The organism is Gilliamella sp. LMG 34360 (genome assembly GCF_984568995.1).
On record NZ_OZ474900.1, the window covers coordinates 1,499,091 to 1,517,862 of the forward strand.

Annotated in this window: 16 protein-coding genes, 1 pseudogene and 1 riboswitch; of the genes and pseudogenes, 12 read left to right on the forward strand and 5 right to left on the reverse strand. The window is 34.7% G+C overall.

Annotated features, from left to right (window positions below):
• Positions 1-192 precede the first annotated feature (192 nt).
• The 9 genes and pseudogenes from AC5LW9_RS06680 (at position 193) to AC5LW9_RS06720 (ending at position 10,396) form a co-directional block, all read left to right on the forward strand.
• A complete protein-coding gene (locus tag AC5LW9_RS06680; RefSeq protein WP_086318578.1) occupies positions 193-1,302 on the forward strand; it encodes an extracellular solute-binding protein in 1,110 nt (369 codons plus the stop codon).
• A 144-nt stretch (positions 1,303-1,446) separates the two neighbouring features.
• Entirely contained in the window at positions 1,447-2,541 is a 1,095-nt protein-coding gene (potG, locus tag AC5LW9_RS06685; RefSeq protein ID WP_232352512.1) for a putrescine ABC transporter ATP-binding subunit PotG, read from the forward strand.
• Positions 2,542-2,868: 327 nt separating this feature from the next.
• A pseudogene (gene potH, locus AC5LW9_RS06690) lies at positions 2,869-3,738 on the forward strand (putrescine ABC transporter permease PotH); the annotation flags it as partial.
• 243 nt (positions 3,739-3,981) lie between these two features.
• Entirely contained in the window at positions 3,982-4,740 is a 759-nt protein-coding gene (locus AC5LW9_RS06695; protein ID WP_086318584.1) for an ABC transporter permease subunit, read from the forward strand.
• A 113-nt stretch (positions 4,741-4,853) separates the two neighbouring features.
• A riboswitch (FMN riboswitch) is annotated at positions 4,854-4,994 on the forward strand.
• Positions 4,995-5,217: 223 nt separating this feature from the next.
• Positions 5,218-5,862 carry a 3,4-dihydroxy-2-butanone-4-phosphate synthase gene (ribB, locus tag AC5LW9_RS06700; protein ID WP_086318580.1) on the forward strand — a complete coding sequence of 215 codons (645 nt, stop codon included), beginning with the start codon at positions 5,218-5,220 and terminating at the stop codon, positions 5,860-5,862.
• A gap of 125 nt (positions 5,863-5,987) precedes the next feature.
• Entirely contained in the window at positions 5,988-6,917 is a 930-nt protein-coding gene (locus AC5LW9_RS06705) for an alpha/beta hydrolase (protein ID WP_493456572.1), read from the forward strand.
• A gap of 112 nt (positions 6,918-7,029) precedes the next feature.
• Positions 7,030-9,276, forward strand: a complete 2,247-nt coding sequence (locus tag AC5LW9_RS06710; protein ID WP_493456573.1) for a TonB-dependent siderophore receptor — start codon at positions 7,030-7,032, stop codon at positions 9,274-9,276.
• Between the two features lie 458 nt (positions 9,277-9,734).
• Positions 9,735-10,058, forward strand: a complete 324-nt coding sequence (locus tag AC5LW9_RS06715) for a DMT family transporter (protein ID WP_198227808.1) — start codon at positions 9,735-9,737, stop codon at positions 10,056-10,058.
• Between the two features lie 23 nt (positions 10,059-10,081).
• A complete protein-coding gene (locus AC5LW9_RS06720; protein WP_039127148.1) occupies positions 10,082-10,396 on the forward strand; it encodes a DMT family transporter in 315 nt (104 codons plus the stop codon).
• A gap of 157 nt (positions 10,397-10,553) precedes the next feature.
• Here AC5LW9_RS06720 and AC5LW9_RS06725 read toward each other — a convergent pair whose 3' ends face one another.
• Together AC5LW9_RS06725 and srmB are read right to left on the reverse strand one after the other, a co-directional pair.
• Positions 10,554-11,156, reverse strand: coding sequence for a peroxiredoxin C (locus AC5LW9_RS06725; protein WP_039127151.1), 603 nt, complete (start codon positions 11,154-11,156; stop codon positions 10,554-10,556).
• 121 nt (positions 11,157-11,277) lie between these two features.
• Positions 11,278-12,585, reverse strand: a complete 1,308-nt coding sequence (gene srmB / locus AC5LW9_RS06730; protein WP_493456574.1) for an ATP-dependent RNA helicase SrmB — start codon at positions 12,583-12,585, stop codon at positions 11,278-11,280.
• A gap of 406 nt (positions 12,586-12,991) precedes the next feature.
• Between srmB and trmA the strand changes: the two genes are divergently transcribed.
• From trmA to AC5LW9_RS06745, 3 genes are all read left to right on the forward strand, one after another.
• The gene (gene trmA / locus AC5LW9_RS06735) at positions 12,992-14,089 is read left to right on the forward strand and encodes a tRNA (uridine(54)-C5)-methyltransferase TrmA (RefSeq protein ID WP_493456575.1); all 1,098 of its coding nucleotides are present in this window, start codon (positions 12,992-12,994) and stop codon (positions 14,087-14,089) included.
• Positions 14,090-14,453: 364 nt separating this feature from the next.
• On the forward strand, positions 14,454-15,140 hold the full coding sequence (locus AC5LW9_RS06740; RefSeq protein WP_198227802.1) for a heavy metal response regulator transcription factor: 687 nt from the start codon (positions 14,454-14,456) through the stop codon (positions 15,138-15,140).
• Complete coding sequence (locus AC5LW9_RS06745) at positions 15,127-16,539, forward strand: heavy metal sensor histidine kinase (RefSeq protein WP_198236254.1); 1,413 nt, start codon at positions 15,127-15,129, stop codon at positions 16,537-16,539. Before AC5LW9_RS06740 ends, AC5LW9_RS06745 begins: the two co-directional genes overlap by 14 nt.
• On the opposite strand, the gene AC5LW9_RS06750 is transcribed toward AC5LW9_RS06745, so the two are convergent.
• From AC5LW9_RS06750 to rfaF, 3 genes are read right to left on the reverse strand one after another with little or no spacing between them, the layout of a single operon-like run.
• The gene (locus AC5LW9_RS06750) at positions 16,517-16,717 is read right to left on the reverse strand and encodes a YaeP family protein (RefSeq protein ID WP_198236255.1); all 201 of its coding nucleotides are present in this window, start codon (positions 16,715-16,717) and stop codon (positions 16,517-16,519) included. The two genes, AC5LW9_RS06745 and AC5LW9_RS06750, sit on opposite strands and share 23 nt — an antisense overlap.
• Before the next feature lie 40 nt (positions 16,718-16,757).
• Positions 16,758-17,720 (reverse strand): lipopolysaccharide heptosyltransferase RfaC, encoded by a 963-nt coding sequence (rfaC, locus tag AC5LW9_RS06755; RefSeq protein ID WP_198236256.1) that lies wholly within the window; start codon positions 17,718-17,720, stop codon positions 16,758-16,760.
• A complete protein-coding gene (gene rfaF, locus AC5LW9_RS06760; RefSeq protein WP_493456576.1) occupies positions 17,720-18,769 on the reverse strand; it encodes an ADP-heptose--LPS heptosyltransferase RfaF in 1,050 nt (349 codons plus the stop codon). The genes rfaC and rfaF overlap by 1 nt, the downstream gene beginning before the upstream one ends.
• Between the last annotated feature and the right edge of the window lie 3 nt (positions 18,770-18,772).

Below are 18,772 nucleotides of genomic sequence, written 5' to 3' on the forward strand. Positions count from 1 at the left end.
ATTTTATCCCTCGTAATGCAAGGTTAGCTCTACATGTTCATTAGCCTTATTAATGACTTGTGATTGCCTGATTATCTCGGTTTCGCCATATCATTCAATAACGAATAATGGCAAAATTTGGGGGTCCGTTGTTTTTCACAATGGGCTTGTGTCTAACATGTAATATCCCTAACTAGAGGAGAAGTGGTGAGCATGTTTACTCAACGTAAAACAATTCTTTCAATCATAGCTGGTGTTTCACTAGCATTATCTCAATCTGCTATAGCTAAAGATCGCGTTGTGCATTTTTATAATTGGGCAGGTCAGATTGGTAATAGTACTATCAGTGATTTTGAAAAATCGACAGGAATCAAACTTGTTTATGATGTGTATGACTCTAACGAGGCTCTTGAAGGTAAGCTAATGGCTGGCCATTCTGGTTTCGATGTCGTTTCACCATCGGACAGTTTTTTAGAAAGACAGATTAAAGCTGATATTTATCTGCCATTAGATAAAAATAAATTGCCAAATTGGAAAAATCTTGATCCAAATTTAATGAAATTAATGGCTAACCATGATCCAGATAACAAGTATGCGATCCCTTATGTATGGATGACTACAGGTATCGGTTATAACATTGATAAAGTTAAAGAACGCCTAGGAGATAATGCTCCTGTTGATAGTTGGGATTTAGTTTTTAACCCTGAAAATATGGAAAAACTTAAAGATTGTGGTGTGGCATTTTTAGATGCTCCAACTGAAATCTTTTCAAGTGCTCTTCAATATTTAGGCAAAAATCCAAACAGTACAGATGCAAAAGATTACACGGGTGCAACTTACGAGTTGTTGTCGAAAGTCAGACCATATATCCGTTATTTCCATTCATCTCAATATATTACTGATTTAGCGAATGGTGATATTTGTGTGATTTTAGGTTGGTCTGGAGACATTTTACAAGCTCGTGATAGAGCTAATGAAGCAAAAAATGGTGTGCACATTGGTTATCAAATTCCGAAAGAAGGCGCGTTAGTTTTCTTTGATACATTTGCTATTCCAAAAGATTCAGCAAATCCTGATGAAGCTCATGAGTTTTTAAACTTCATTTTAAAACCAGAAATCGCTGCACAAGTGACTAATGATGTTAACTTTGCAAGTGCGAATAAAGTTGCTAACGATCAGTTTGTTAAACCAGAAGTGAAGAACGATCCTGCGGTTTATCCAAGACCGGAAGTAATGGAAAAACTATTCACTTTAACAGTGAAAGAACCAAAACTTGAACGTGTGATCACTCGCACATGGACAAAACTTAAAACGGGCAAATAGCCGTTTGAAAATGTCAAATAATTGACTTATTTATTCTAGACGGGGAGATTCAATAATCTTTCCGTCTCGTTTTTTATGGCTTGTTGTTATGAGGAAAAAAGCGTGAACGATAAAACAACAAATCAGGTACAGCCTAAAAAAAAGATGATAACTCCACTATTGGAGATCAAAAATTTAACGAAAGTTTTCAATGATGATTATTATGCTGTCGATGATGTAAATTTAACCATTTATACCGGAGAAATTTTTGCTTTATTAGGTGCTTCGGGTAGTGGTAAATCAACATTATTGCGGATGCTTGCTGGTTTTGAACAACCAACGTCTGGACAAATTATTCTCGATGGTAAGGATTTATCACAAGTCCCTCCTTATAATCGTCCTATTAACATGATGTTTCAATCGTATGCTCTTTTTCCTCACATGACGGTTGAGCAAAATATAGCTTTTGGTCTAAAACAAGACAGATTAGACAAGAGTGAAATTAAGCATCGTGTTGAAGAAATGTTAGCACTTGTGCATATGGAACAATTTGGTAAGCGCAAGCCACACCAATTATCAGGTGGTCAAAGACAACGTGTTGCTTTGGCAAGAAGTTTAGCAAAAAGACCTAAATTACTATTGTTGGACGAACCAATGGGGGCATTAGATAAACAACTGCGTGATCGAATGCAGCTTGAAGTCGTGAGTATTTTAGAGCAAGTTGGCGCTACATGTGTAATGGTTACTCATGATCAAGAAGAAGCCATGACAATGGCAGGGCGTATTGCAATTATGAATAAAGGACAATTTGTTCAAATTGGTGAGCCTGAAGAAATCTATGAACATCCAAATAGTCGTTATAGTGCTGAATTTATTGGCTCAGTCAATGTCTTTGACGGTATTTTGCAAGAAACATTAGAAGATGGCTTAATCATCAGTTGTCCTATGATTAAACATCCTTTAAAAGTGGATTATGATTCACCTGCTGTTGAAGGTGTTCCAATTCAGGTTGCCTTACGACCAGAAAAAATTAAACTTTGTGATGAAATACCAAAAGAAGGCTACAATTTTGCAACCGGTGAAGTGGTTGAAATAGCCTATTTAGGTGATCTCTCTATTTATCACGTTAAATTGGAAAGTGGACAAATTATTATTGCTCAACTACAAAACGAACATCGCTATCGTAAAGGTATGCCAACTTGGGGCGATGTCATTAACCTCAGTTGGGAAATTGATAGTTGCGTTGTACTTACTGAATAAACACAAGAGGATATATTGATGCGATCCATTTATTGTGGTTTGTTTCTAAATGCATTGGTGTTACTCAATGTTTATTTACGTTTTGTAACAACAAATGCATTTGACAATTTGTTTTTAGATGCGTTATTTACCTCTATGGTATTAAGTCTACTATTATCTTGTTTAGGTGCATATTTGGTGCATTATAAACCCTCTAAATTCGCTTACCGTTTAATTATAGCAGGCAGTATTTTATATATACCTGCTGGGTTGGGTTTAGTTGCGATTTATTTTGCATTCAAAAAAATGCGTCAACAACGAGATGATTCTGACTTAATGACATTGTATGGGCGTCTATTAGTGATAGCGATTCCTTATTTATGGATGCTATTGTTATTTTTATTGCCGTTTTTGATTGTTTTTCGTATCAGTTTTTCGGAAGCTGCTATCGCGGTACCTCCTTATACTGATCTGTTGAGTTATGAAGATGGTTTACTTAATATTGTTTTAAATTTTGGTAATTATTTCAATTTATTTGAAGATACTATCTACATCGATTCTTATTTACAATCATTAAAAGTCGCAGCTATCTCAACACTGTTATGCATTTTAATTGGTTATCCGTTAGCTTGGGCTATATCACAGTGTAAACCATCGAGTCGAAATATTTTATTATTGTTGATTATTTTGCCTTCTTGGACTTCATTTTTAATTCGTGTTTATGCTTGGATTGGTATTTTAAATCCTAATGGACTTTTAAATAATTTCTTAATGTGGTTGGGGGTTATTGATCAACCTTTAATAATTATGAAAACCTATTTAGCGGTTTATATTGGTATTGTCTATTCTTATCTACCATTTGTTGTATTGCCAATTTATACCTCGTTAAGCAAAGTCGATAACACGCTTATTGAAGCAGCTTTAGATTTAGGTTGTAAGCCAATTAAAACTTTCTTTAACATTATTGTGCCTTTAACCAAAAACGGGGTTATTGCTGGGGGAATGTTGGTCTTTATTCCTGCGGTAGGGGAATATGTAATACCTGAACTGTTAGGCCCATCAGATAGTTTAATGATTGGTACACAACTGTGGGCTGAATTCTTTAATAATCATGATTGGCCAGCTGCTTCTGCTGTTGCAACCGTGATGTTATTGATATTAATCGTGCCTATTTACTACTTTAATAAATTTCAGAACCGACAAATGGGAGGTAAATAAATGAACAATTTACCATTAATTATGCGATCTGCATTGATTGTTTTTATCTCCTCATTTTTAGGTTCATTAGTGCTGTCGATTTTAATTTCGGCATCAGGCTTTGCTTTATTGGGCAGTATTAACTTATATGTGGGATGTTTGGTATTTAGCCTTATTTTGACTGGTCTTGTAACAATATCGCTATTAGTTCGATGTTTAAAAGGATTAATTATTTTATTGTGTTTATCCTTTTTATATATCCCTATGATTATTTTAATCATTTATTCGTTCAATAGTTCAAGACTTGTTACAGTTTGGGCTGAATTTTCGACCAAATGGTATTTTGAATTGGTTCATAATCAAGCTTTACTTAAAGCGGTAGGATTAAGCTTGAGTATTGCTGCTGGGGCTGCTTCGTTGGCAATCGTACTTGGTACTTTAGCTGCTTTTGCCATTATTCGATTTAAACGATTCCGTGGCTCTAATTTATTCTCTTTTATGACAACCGCACCGCTTGTTATGCCTGATGTGATAACGGGTCTAGCATTATTATTACTGTTTGTTGGAATGGGACAAGTGCTTGGTTGGCCTAAGGAACGAGGAGCAATGACCATTTGGATGGCTCATGCAACGTTTTGTACTGCATATGTGACCGTTGTTATTAGTGCTAGATTACGAGAGTTGGATAAGTCAATTGAAGAAGCCGCATTAGATTTGGGTGCAAATCCATTAAAGGTATTTTTCATTATCACTTTGCCTATGATTGCTCCAGCTCTTGTTTCTGGTTGGTTGTTGGCATTTACCTTATCGCTTGATGATGTGGTTATCGCGAATTTTGTGACTGGACCAGGTGCAATGACGTTACCGAAACTTATATTCTCGAAAGTACGTTTAGGTGTCGATCCACAAGTTAATGCGTTAGCAACGATTATATTGTTAATTGTGGGTATTATTGGTTTCATTTCATGGCTTTGGATGCGACGTGCTGAAAAACGACATTTACGTGAAATTCGTATGAGCTAATTACCTTATTTATATCAAAGATTGCCGCATGATGCGGCAATTTTTTTAACTTTATAAAATATCCGTGTGTTTTTTCCTATTTTATATTATAGTGTTGGCGGTCAGTTCGCTGACAAAATTCTCAGGGCGGGGCGTAATTCCCCACCGGTGGTTATAGCCCACGAGCGCTTAATAAATTTCAATTTTATTGAGGACAAGCAGATTTGGTGAGATTCCAAAGCCGACAGTTAAAGTCTGGATGAAAGAGAGTGGCTTATCTTTTCTATATTTGCTTTATAGCAAAATCACTATGGTCAAGCACTTGCCCTGATTCTGGTATTTAATATATTTATAACTTAACTAATTTAACTTTGCTTTTGGCAATTATTTTATATGTAAACTTATCTCAATTAGTTACATGAAATATTAGTTTGGATTAGGTTTATTTTAATTAAGAATAAATATAATTAACTTAATAAAACAGGATAGGTATCTACCATGAATCAGTTTAATTTAAATGAATTTGGAACACCAATTGAGCGAGTAAAAAAAGCTATTGCTTCAATTAAGGCAGGATCTGGGGTATTAGTTTTAGATGATGAAGATCGCGAAAATGAAGGCGATATCATTTGGGCAGCAGAAACAATTACAACTCAACAAATGGCTCTAACTATTCGATATGGAAGTGGTATCGTTTGTTTATGTATGCCACAATCTTTTTGTGACAAATTAGAATTGCCTATGATGGTCACCAATAACACCAGTAAAAATCATACTGCTTTTACCATTACAATTGAAGCCGCAAAAGGCGTTACTACTGGAGTATCTGCCGCAGACAGAGTGACGACTGTAAAAGCCGCCGTTGCTGATAATGCGAAACCCAGTGATTTAAACCATCCTGGACATGTATTTCCATTAGTGGCTAAAGAGGGAGGTGTTTTGAATCGCCGAGGGCATACTGAAGCATCAGTTGATTTGGTTTCATTAGCAGGTTTTAAACCAGCCGCTGTAATTTGTGAGTTAACTAATGATGATGGATCGATGGCAAGGGCACCACAAGTTGTCGAATTTGCCAAACAACATCATTTACCCGTTGTCACAATTGAAGATATCGTTGCTTATCGTAACACTTTTTCAGTCTAAACATATGGATGTAAACTGTCGAATTAACCATTCGGCAGTGGCATCATTTTATTAAGTTTATTATTGAATAAGTTAGATGTATTCATTAATTTGTTCCAGCAAGCTCTGATTGTTTAGGATAAGCTATGCCACGTTTCACTCTGTTATATATAATAATGCTCTTGATCATAACAGGTTGCCAATCAAAATCCATTTCTACAAACAACGTGGTTATTCCTAATGCTCAGACTGAAAAATTTCATTCAACGGCAAATGGTGATTATAAAGTTACTATTTATACTCCTAATAAACCTACACCGAAAGGTGGTTGGCCAATTATTTATCTTCTTGATGGTGACAGTTATTTTTTAACAGCAAGTGACATTATTAAAAGCCAAGCTTGTGAGCGTTGCATTCTTCAAGAAGGTATAATTGTCGCAATTGACTATCTCAATCAAACACGTCGTGATTTTGATTTTTTACCTAAACCAGATCATTTTGTTTATGAGACCTTACCGAATAATCAAATTAATTTATCTGGTAAATATGGTGGAGCAGATGCGTTTTATGATTTTTTAACAAAAGAACTTAAACCTGAAATGGAAAAACGCTATAAGATTAATTTAAAACAGCAAGCTATTTTTGGACATTCATACGGTGGATTATTTAATTTATATATTTTTTTAACAAAACCAGTGATTTTTAATACCTATGTGGTATCGAGTCCATCTATGTGGTTTAGCGATGGATATATGTTTAAAGTATTATCGAAATACTTATTAGATAATCAGCCACCACTCATCAATCCCGTCAATTTACTTATCTCTGTAGGGGGATCTGAACAATCTTTACTTCCTTTTGATCGCAAGTTACCCAAGGAAAAGCAGAATCTCTTATTAAAGCATCGGCAAAATCGTAAAATGGTGGATAATTCGAAACATCTATTTGATCAATTAAAACAAGCTAAGATTCATAACTTAAATTTAAGTTACAAAGTTTACCCACAACAATCCCATAAAACAGCTGCGATTATAGCTTTACAAGATGGCATTCAAATAAATTTTAACATTCATTAACCAGTATTTGAGCAAATAGTTATTAATCAACTTGAATATATGATAGTTTGATTTATATTACTGCCACTTGATAATGATAATCATTATTGAAGAATAATATTAGGGATAATATATGTGTTCAAAATATAAATCGACTTGTTTTATTGCCACACTTGTTAGTCTTGCATGTCATAATGCTAATGCTGATATCAAAAATTCATTAACTCATAAGGCAAGTGATTCAGATGATGTGATGGTTGTGACAGCAGCAGAGCAAGCTAAACAAGCATTGGGTGTTTCGGTTATCAGCCAAAAAGATCTGAGCAAAATGCCGCCCAAAAACGATATTTCCGAAATTATTCGTACTATGCCAGGTGTCAGTTTGACGGGTAATTCAACAAGTGGTCAACGTGGTAATAATCGACAAATTGATATTCGAGGAATGGGACCTGAAAATACGCTTATTTTAGTTGATGGAAGACCAGTAAAAAGCCGTATGTCTGTTCGATATGGTTGGCGCGGTGAGCGAGACACAAGAGGCGATACGAATTGGATCCCCGTAGATATTATTGAAAGAATTGACGTGCTTCGTGGTCCAGCAGCAGCTCGTTATGGTGATGGTGCAGCAGGAGGCGTAGTAAATATTATAACGAAACAACCCGCTAAAGAGTGGCATGGATCTTTAAATAGTTATATTAATGTACCATCTCACAGTGAGGAAGGTTCAACAAAAAGGACTAACTTTTTATTAACAGGTGGATTAACCGATAATCTAAGTGTGCGTCTATACGGCAATATCAATAAAACCGATGCTGATGAGTGGGATATCAACAAAAAACATCAAATTAATCCGAATTCGGTCAGTGCAGGACAGGAAGGGGTGCGCAATAAAGATCTCAATGGTCTATTGCGGTGGGATATCACTGATAAACAATCAATTGAATTTGAAACGAGCATTAGCCGACAAGGAAATATTTATGCCGGAGATACACAGAATAATAATCCTAATCAATTGGTGAGTCGTTTTTATAATGATGAAACTAACAAAATGATTCGTCAAAATTATTCAATAACTCATCGAGCATATTGGGACAACGGCTTAAATACAATATCTTATATTCAATTTGAAAAAACACATAATACCCGTTTAAATGAAGGTTTAGCTGGTGGAACTGAAGGTCGATTTGATAAGGATAGTTTTTCTACCATTAAATATAATAATGTTACTTTACATAATGAGACCAGCTTCCCATTAACTATGGCGGCACCCCAAACTATGACTGTTGGTGGTGAATATAATCATCAAAAAATGAAAGATCCAACCTCAAATAATCAATCCGTTGAAGAAGGAGGAAGCATATCTTGGATCAAAGATAAAATGCGCAGTGAAAACTCATCAGCTAATCTTTGGGGGGTGTTTATCGAAGATAACATTGAACTGACACAAACTACCATGCTTACACCTACATTACGATATAATCATCAAAGTAAATCAGGTGGTAACTGGAGTCCAAGTTTGAACTTATCCCAAGAATTAGGCGACTATTTCAGTCTAAAACTTGGTATTGCTAGAGCTTATAAAGCACCTAACTTATATCAAACTAACCCAAACTATCTTCTTTATAGTCGTGGGCAAGGTTGTCATAGTGCGGGTGGCAGTTGTTATTTAATTGGTAACAAAAATTTAAAAGCGGAAACAAGCGTCAATAAAGAAATTGGGCTTGAGTTTCATAATAATGAAGGATTAATTGCTGGCATAACTTATTTCCGTAATGATTATCATGATAAAATTGATTCTGGCACAAAAGTGGTGGGTCATGCGCAAGGTGGAAAAAATAAATTTGGCAATTCAAATATTTTTCAATGGCAAAATGTGCCCAAATCTGTTGTAGAGGGATTGGAAGGCAGCTTAACGATTCCCGTTACTTCAACAATCAAGTTTCGAAATAACCTAACTTGGATGTTGCAGTCAAAAAATAAAAAGACTGGCGATTATTTATCAATAATATCAAAATATACGTTGAATTCATCAATAGACTGGCAAACAACCGATAAATTGTCGTTGTTAACTACGGTCACTTGGTTTGGTAAACAAAAGCCGAAAAAATATGATTATCTTGGGAATAAAGCTACGGATAGTGCAACTCACCAACTTAGTCCTTATGCTATTTTAAATTTTAGTGGGCAATATCAATTTAATAAAAACGTTACGTTAACGGCTGGAATAGATAATGTGTTTAATAAGCGCTTATTCCGAGAGGGTAATTCCACAACCTTAAAAAATCCAGTAAATGGTATCGTAACCGTTAAGGGTGCAGGAGCTGCAACGTATAATGAATCAGGGCGGACATTTTTTGTAAGTACTAAACTTTCATTCTAGCTCAATCAATTAAATAAAATCGCCAAACTAACGATTAAATTGATTAAACTTGGCGATTATTTAGCTGCTTTAAGTTATTTATTGTTCTCATTATTCACTATAATTTTATCTGTAAAAGTGTCAAACATTGAATAATAACAGTTTTATTCTTGCTTTTTGTCTTTCTTCATTATAAAATATCTTATACATTTGATAAATAAGGATAAAATTTTTTAAGTTTTTAGAAACGATAGATATTTTAATATCATACTAATTTTAAAAATCTAATTAGCATTCAATTAAGTTGTTTCTTTGTAAATAATATTTAAGTTCTTTTGGTGGCAAATACTTTGTTTGCGAACCATCTATAGTTTTGTCGATGCTTATTGGCAAAATAGCAGAATCAGCATATTTAACATATAGATTGCATTAAAAAAATAGATTGTAACAAAATAGATAGTAATAAAAACGGGGTAACTATGTTTAGCGCGAATAAAGAGTGGGCATTTGTGATACTGACCTGCTTTTTTGAATTGTGTTGGGTATTTGGTTTTACTACTGCCAGTCAGTGGTGGCATTGGGTTATTGTTATACTCATAATTATTGTTGATTTTACGTTTTTAACAAATGCATGCAAGACAATTCCTACAGGTACTGTGTATGCAATATTTTCTGGTGTCGGAGCGATAGGCTCACTTGCTATTGATATGGTCGTGTTTGGTAAAGAAATCAAACTTATTGAAATATTGTTTGTTGCATTAATAATTATTGGCGTTGTGCAACTTAAACGAGCAGATAGTTGATTAACTGAAATTTGGATTACAATATGGGATGGTTATTTATTTTAACGGCTGCAATTTTTGAAGTTATTGGCGCTATTGGCCTTAAGCTCTATTCGCAACAAAAAAGTGTGTTTCGATTAACACTGTATTGGGGTGGTTTTTTTGTTTCGTTTACATTATTTTATTTTTCACTTCAATATCTGGATTTAAGTATAGTCTATCCTGTATGGGTTGGGCTTGGTACGTCAGGTGCGGTATTGGCTAATATGTTTATTTTTAATGAGCCGAAAAATCTTCCTCGCTTATTTGGACTTACTTTTATTATTATTGGTATTGTAGGATTACACGCTACAATGTAGTCAAAGATATACTCAAAAAAATTATTAGATATAGAGTTAAAAAATAGTTATTCGTTTTACTTATTCAATTCTTTAAATAAAAAAAGACCGGAGATGAACTCCGGTTAAGCAAAGTGTAAGCTAAAAGGATGTATGAATAAAAGGGAAAAACAGTTTACTAAATTTCGTTACCATGTTGTTTTAGGTAGCTAGCAACACCATTTGGGTTAGCCTGCATACCTTGTTTACCTTTGGTCCATTGAGCAGGGCAAACTTCACCGTGTTCTTCATGGAATTGGAAAGCATCAACAATACGAATCATCTCGTCAATATTACGACCGATTGGTAAATCATTGATCGTTTCATGACGTACAACACCTGACTTATCAATAAAGAATGATGCGCGAAGAGCAACACCAGCTTCAGGATGTTCAACGCCGTAGGCTTGCATAATAGAGTGTTTTATATCTGCAACAATTGGGAATTTTACTTCACCAATACCGCCTTTATCTTGTGGAGTATTACGCCATGCATTATGTACATATTGTGAATCCATAGAAACCCCAATAATCTCAACGCCACGTTTTTTGAATTCTTCTAAACGATGATCGAAAGCGATGATTTCTGATGGACATACAAATGTAAAATCCATTGGCCAAAAGAATACAACAGCATATTTGCCATTAATGTGTTTAGCTAAATTGAAATCTTCAACGATTTCACCTGAGCCTAACACTGCTGCTGATGTAAAATCTGGGGCTTTACGAGTGACTAAAGTCATTATGGTTCTCCTAACTATTTAATGCTTTTTAATATGTGGGACATTATAACAATTTAAACTTACACTCCAAGTTGTTATAAACAATTGATAACATAAGTTTAAACTATTAACTGATAAATTATCATTCGGTAGTATTTATTAATTTCTTCGGTTTACCTTTATTTTTAGTATCGCGATGGCGTATTTTGACTTTTTTCTTTTTGTTATCTTCTTTTTTGGAAGCATTTTTCAATTTCGCTTTTTGTGAAGGTTTTTTCTTAGTTGCCGGTTTTGGAGCTTTCGTTTTTGGGCGTAACTCATCAATGGTTCGTAACTTTATTGGTTCTTTGATGTAACGCTCAATTTTTTGTAACAATTCGTTGTCATGAGCTTCGACCAACATAATCGCGGTCCCTTTTTTCCCCGCACGCGCAGTACGACCGATACGATGCAAATAGACGTCGGCTGTTTTAGGTGCATCAAAATTAATAACATGGGTAATATCATCAATATCAATGCCACGAGCCGCAACATCGGTTGCAACCAGTACATTAACAGTATGGTTGTTCATTCTTTTAATTGCTTCGTTACGTTTAGCTTGAACCATTTCACCTTCTAAATAACAGCTATGGATTCCGGCCTGATGTAACAAGCTAACCAATTCATGTACCCGTTCACGCTTACGTACAAAAACGATCGTCTTTTTCAATTCTTCTTGCTTTAATAAATGAATGAGTAAGGCTACTTTATGCTCTAAATTGTCGGCACGATAATAGAATTGTAAAATCTTTTTACGTTCTTTTCGTGAAGGATCGGCATTAATTTCAATGGGTTCATTTAATATGCGATTAGCAAAATTATGTAATCCTTCACCCTCTAGCGTTGCAGAAAAGAGTAGTGTTTGTTTGCGCCAGCGAGTTTCTGCTGATATGGTTTCAACATCTTGAGAGAATCCCATATCTAACATACGGTCTGCTTCATCTAAAATAAGCATTTCAACAGCTCGACAGTCAAAATTTTCTTCTTTAATGTATTGCAATAACCGTCCAGTTGTCGCAATCACAATATCTTGATTTTTACTGAATACTTCAGCATGGTTCATATAAGCAACGCCTCCGGTTATTGTGGCTATGCTTAAATGAGTGGATTGCGTTAATCGTTTAGCTTGCTCAGCTATTTGCATCGCTAACTCTCGAGTAGGTGTTAAAACCAAAATACGAGGTGGTCCCGGTTTGCGACGTGGAAAATCCAATAAATGTTGCACAGCAGGAATTAAGAAAGCAAGTGTCTTACCCGTACCCGTTGGCGCCGACCCTAAAATATCTTTGCCATCTAATGCGACAGGTATCGTTTGAGTTTGGATTACTGTTGGAGTGTGGATGTTTTGTGTTTGTAGATTTTGAATTAAAATCTCATCTAATTCTAAATCTGAAAAAGTTTTTGCAGTCATATTGATCATTCTATCTTAAATTTTGAGACACATTATAACGGCAATCGTTATAACTACAATCAATAAAACGTAGTGAGTAACTAACATCAATATTCATTTTGTTCATTTTATAGTATATCAATTACGCTAATTAAATACTTTGTAAAAAAGTTTGAGGTTAAGCATACGTTTAAGTATAAAAATTAAAGAATAATTGATTCATCAACTCTTATCAATGCTTGTAACGGAATCTTTATTTATAATACACTTTGCCTTTGTGTTAAGATATCAAAATAAATTTTATGACATTAGTTAAAATAAGGGATTAAAACTCAATATTTACTTAATAACTTAATATAATCTTGTTGTTATTTTTATAATAGACAATATTTCTTTTAACAATTAACAAAATCACCCATTACAGAATATGACTGAAATTTTTTCGAACGATAAATATGATCTTCAACTTGAAAATAAAATAACCCATTTAAAAACGATTTTTAGTGATTTCTCACTTCCAGAATTGCAAGTTTATAGTTCTCCTATCAGTCATTACCGTATGCGAGCTGAGTTTAGAATATGGCATGATGGTGAAGATATCTACCATATTATGTATGATAAAAAAACGAAAAAGCGCACACGAATTGATGATTTTCCGATTGCAACGAAATTGATTAATCAAGCAATGAAAGCTATTTTACCATTGCTTAAGCATAATCAATTATTACGTCATTTATTGTTTCAGATAGATTATTTTTCCACACTGAGTGGTCAATTACTTATCACCCTTTTGTATCATAAAAAGTTAAGTGATGATTGGATTGCTGAGGCAAATAGACTTAAGCTACAACTTGCCGAGCAGGGGATCGATGCTAATATCGTTGGTCGGGCGAGTAATCAAAAAATTGCTATTGATGTCGATTATGTTGATGAGGCCTTACCAATATTGGATAAAACCTTTATTTATCGTCAAGTTGAAAATAGCTTTACTCAACCCAATGCCTCAGTCAATATCAAAATGCTTGAGTGGGCTATTGAAGTTACCAAAGGTTTGCCAGGTGATCTACTTGAATTTTATTGTGGCAACGGTAATTTTTCTATCGCTTTGGCTCAAAACTTTCGTAAGGTGTTAGCGACAGAAATAGCGAAAGCGTCTGTATATTCAGCGCAATATAATATTGCAGTAAATGAGATTGATAATTTAATTATTGCCCGTCTATCCGCAGCTGAGTTTACCAGTGCTATTAAAAAAGAACGTGAATTTAATCGATTAAAGGATATTAATCTTGATGATTATCAGTGCCAAACTGTACTGGTTGATCCTCCTCGTGCTGGAATAGATAGTGATACAATTAATATTCTTAAAAGTTACAATACTATTATTTATATATCCTGCAATCCTCTTTCTTTATGGGATAATTTACAGCAATTGATAGAAACTCATAATATCAAGCATTTTGCTATGTTTGACCAGTTTCCTTATACCGATCATATTGAAAGTGGTGTTGTGTTGCATAAAAAATAGATATATTCATATCCAAGGATGGTTAATTTTGTTAGAATAATTAGGCTAAATACTAAAATAATTAGTACTTGTTTGGCTAATGACTACTGTCAACATTGCTTTTGATAAAAAAAAACCCTAGGTAAACTAGGGCTGCATTAAATTGCAAGGAATGGATGAAAGGAAATAAAACAATGAAACAATAATGTCTAGCCTCATGAATCATTGTGTGAGTACTATAACAAAGCTAAACAAACGAATTAATGACCAAATTATTACAATATAGTCATTAAAATGTCATGATACCATTTGGTTTTTTCATATATCCTACTACGGCAGTAAACATTTTCGATAATCATATAAAATAACAAAGGAAATACTCAAAATGAAATTGTTAGTTGTTGAAGATGAACATAAAACAGGTGAGTATCTTCGTCAGGGTTTAGTTGAATCAGGTTTTATTGTTGATTTAACCGATAATGGTTTAGATGGCTATCATAGAGCCATGACAGAAGATTATGATTTAATTATTCTGGATGTAATGTTGCCAGATATCGTTGGCTGGAAAATAGTCCAATCTTTGCGTGAAGCAGGAAAAGACACGCAAATTATGTTACTCACTGCGATGGGCAGTGTCGAAGATAAAGTTAAAGGACTGAATTTAGGTGCGGATGATTATTTAGTTAAGCCGTTTTCTTTTGCTGAATTACTGGCAAGAGTCAAATCCTTACTCAGACGCAATGTTCCACAAGTCAATAATTATCAATTAAGTATTGCTGATCTGGTAATGGATTTACCTAAAAGAACAGTAACGCGAGCAGATAAAAGAATTGATTTAACCAATAAAGAATTTCTGTTATTAGAATATTTTTTACGTTATCCAGGTGAAGTTCTACCAAGATCACTGATTGCATCCCAAGTTTGGGATATGAATTTTGATAGTGATACTAATGTTATTGATGTGGCGATTAGACGATTGCGAAATAAAATTGATGCAGGTTTTGAACCTAAATTAATTCATACCGTACGTGGAATGGGATATAAATTGGATGTAATGGATGAAGCGGAATAACATTATTTCTTTTCGTTTACCACTAATTGTTTGCCTACTAACTTGTGGGCTTCTTTATTGTTTTAGTTATCTTATTGAAAGTTCTTTTGAAAAATTTTCCATCCAGCAAAATGTATCCGAATTAAATTCAGTTATCTCATCAATAGAACGTGAACTTATTTATTTTTCACCTAATGACAATCGTGATGAGCTTTTTCAAAATCTATTATTGATATTAACTGGCCATCATCACTTGTTTGTTTATATCATTGATGAATCAGGTAAGGTACTTTATCGGACACGTGGACCTAATCTGGCTGTTGCATTAAAACCCTCAAATTTAGAAAAAATTATAACTGAACACGGTACGACCATATCCAATCTGAATAAATCATCTTATCGAATTGCTGCATCAAGAGTTATAGTTGAAAATAACAAACAATACACCACTATTGTGGCAGTTGGTCGCGATTTACAGCTTGAATTTATCAGTCGATTAAGAAACGGTTTAGGATTGCTGATTGCCATTTCTTGTGTTTTAGCATTGATTGGTTCATTTATTTCAATTTATTATACTCAAAAACCGATTAATCGGCTTATTAAGAAGATAGAAAAAATCAATCTTAAAAGTTTAAATTATCGAATACCAACATCCTCAGTACCAACCAAATATATTAGTTTAGTGAGAGCGTTCAATAAAATGCTTAATCGTATGGAAGATGTTTTTCAGCGGCAACGTAACTTTACGGCTGATATTGCTCATGAAATGAGAACCCCCATTACTAATCTAACAACCCAAACGCAAATTGTTTTGAATAATGCTCGTTCCACCGAAGAGTATCGAGAGATTTTATACTCCAATTTAGAAGAGTATGAAAAAATGTCACAAATGATCTCAGATATGCTTTTTTTAGCTCAAGCCGATAATCATCAATTAGTACCAAATCTTATTGATATTGATTTGGTTAGTATGCTTACCATGATGTGTGACTATTTTGAACCGCTCACCGATGAGAAAAATATCACATTTAATTTAGAGGGTAACTGTTCACACATTCAAGGCGATAAATTGATGTTAGGCCGAGCGATAAGTAATATTTTATCCAATGCCATTCGTTATACTCCTCAAAATGAAGTAATTACCATTACTTTAAGTCAAACTTCAGTAAAAAGAGTCAAAATTATTATTGCCAATCCAGGTGAAAAAATTGATAGCCGGCATTTACCTCACCTTTTTGACCGTTTCTATCGAGTAGATGAATCACGTCATCGTAATGGTACTTCGGGTGCAGGAATAGGGTTGGCAATCGTAAAATCAATTATCCAAACCCATAAAGGAACGATTTTTGTTGAGTCTGATGATAGATCTACCCGTTTTATTATCAATCTACCAACCGCTATTTCACCTCATAATCACTAATCAACAAATTAGCTGCTGCATAGGCAGCTTTATCTTTTAGTTTTTGAGGAACTTGCTCGCAATCGACTACTTCATTTAGAACCAGCATTACGGCTCCTAGGGCATCTTCAATGTAACCTAGTTCATTACTTCCAATTTGGGCATACTTTTCACGAATGAGTTCACAATATTTATTCATTAAACGGCTTCCTGTTATTTTTCGTAATTATGATTTGTTGTTATAAAAATTGAGCCAATTGTTGGTATACTTGCTCGGCTTGAATAGTGCGCATGCTTTTTTCAGGCGAAATTATACTAAATTGATTTTTGCCATAACCACCAATTAATTTTGGGTCGGTTTCACCAAATAGAGTAATATTTGGGCGATCTAATGCAGCGGTTAAATGGCTTAATCCTGTATCAACTGAAACTACTGCTTTTGCTCCAGCAATAATGGTTGCAACATCAGACAGTGATAGTTTAGGTAATACTTCGACATGCTTAAAACCTTGTGCAAGACGAATCGCTCTTTGATGTTCGTGTTCGGCTCCCCAAGGTAATTTTATTTTTAATCCAGTTGCTTGGGTTAATTTAATTAATTTTCTCCATGCTTCTTCCGTCCAGTGTTTTTCATCTCGAGTTGTAGCATGTAAAAAAACAAGATACTGTTGATTATCACTAGGTAGAGACGATAGAAAATGGCGGGCAATAGCATAATCCCCCATTGAATCTGGTAGTGGGTATTGTAAGCTTTGAGCAAACAACATTCTAACTCGTTCAATGGCATGCATTTGCTTGGGAATAGCATGTTTTACATCATAAAACCAACTGGCAATGGGCTCTTTAATACTTTGACGATCCAAACCATGCTTTATACCTCGCGCTTTACGAGTTATAAGAAATGCGCTTTTAATAAGTCCTTGCGCGTCAATAATACAATCATATTCTTGTTGCCTAAGGGTTTGGATAAACGCATGACGTTCTTGGCGAGAATTTTTTGAAAACCAACTTTTGCGCCAACGTCTTATAGCAACAGGTATTACATTATTTACAGAATAGTGCCAACTAGGTATTTGAGCAAAATTTTCTTCAACTACCCAATCAAAAGTAATATCAGATATGTTATTTGCTGCATCGGTTAATGCTGGTAGGGTATGCAGCACATCACCCATTGATGAAGTTTTAACGACTAAGACACGCATTATCCATTACTCTTTTTACTACGCATGATAAGATTCATCAAAGTTTCAAATACATTATCTGGTTTAATATCAATCAAGCTTTGATGATAACCTTGTTCAGCATCCCCTTTACGAACACGATGATAACCAGTGATTAAACGGATAACTTCTGCTTTATCCGATAATGGAGGGGTAAACTCTGGGCTACTTGGACCATATAATGCAACTAATGGTCTATCTAATGCAGCAGCAACATGCATTAATCCTGAATCATTGGTCACAATGGCTTTACAAGCTGCGATTAAGGCAATAGCTTGTTCTAGCTTGGTTTGACCTGCTAAATTGATACATTTATCACTTTGCACCATTTTAGCAATAATCTGATCGCCAACTTCTCGATCTTTGGCTGAACCAAAGATTATAATTCTGGCATTTTGTTTAACCAGCATATCGGCAAGTGTAGCATAATGATAATCTGGCCAACGTTTAGCGGGTCCAAATTCTGCACCAGGACAAAAGCCAATTAATGGTTCATCTTGTGGAATCGCAAAAGTGACTAATGCCTCATCAATTTCTTTCTGCTCAACACTCAGTTTTGGCCACAATAGTGGTTGTGGTAAATCTTTTGCTGAATGAATTTGATCTTTGGGATAAGCCAGCGCAACATAGCGCTCAACCATTAAAGGAAACGCAGCTTTATCAAGTGTGCGAATATCATTTAATAATCCGTAACGCAGTTCTCCTTTCCAGCCTGTTCGTTTAGGAATTTTGGCAAAAAATGGAATGAGTGCAGACTTAAATGAATTCGGTAAAACAATAGCTTGATCGTAATGATTAGCTCGTAATGATTTACCTATTTGACGACGTTTAGCGAAAGCAAACTCACCATGACCGATTGGCATTTCAAGCGCCTGATTGACTTCTGGCATTTTATTTAATAAAGCCCGACTCCAAGCCGGGGCCATAACATCAATTTCATTATGAGGATCAAGCTGCTTTAAAGTACGATATAGGCTTTGTGACATCATCATATCACCAACCCATGAAGGACCAATAATGAGTGTTTTCATCTT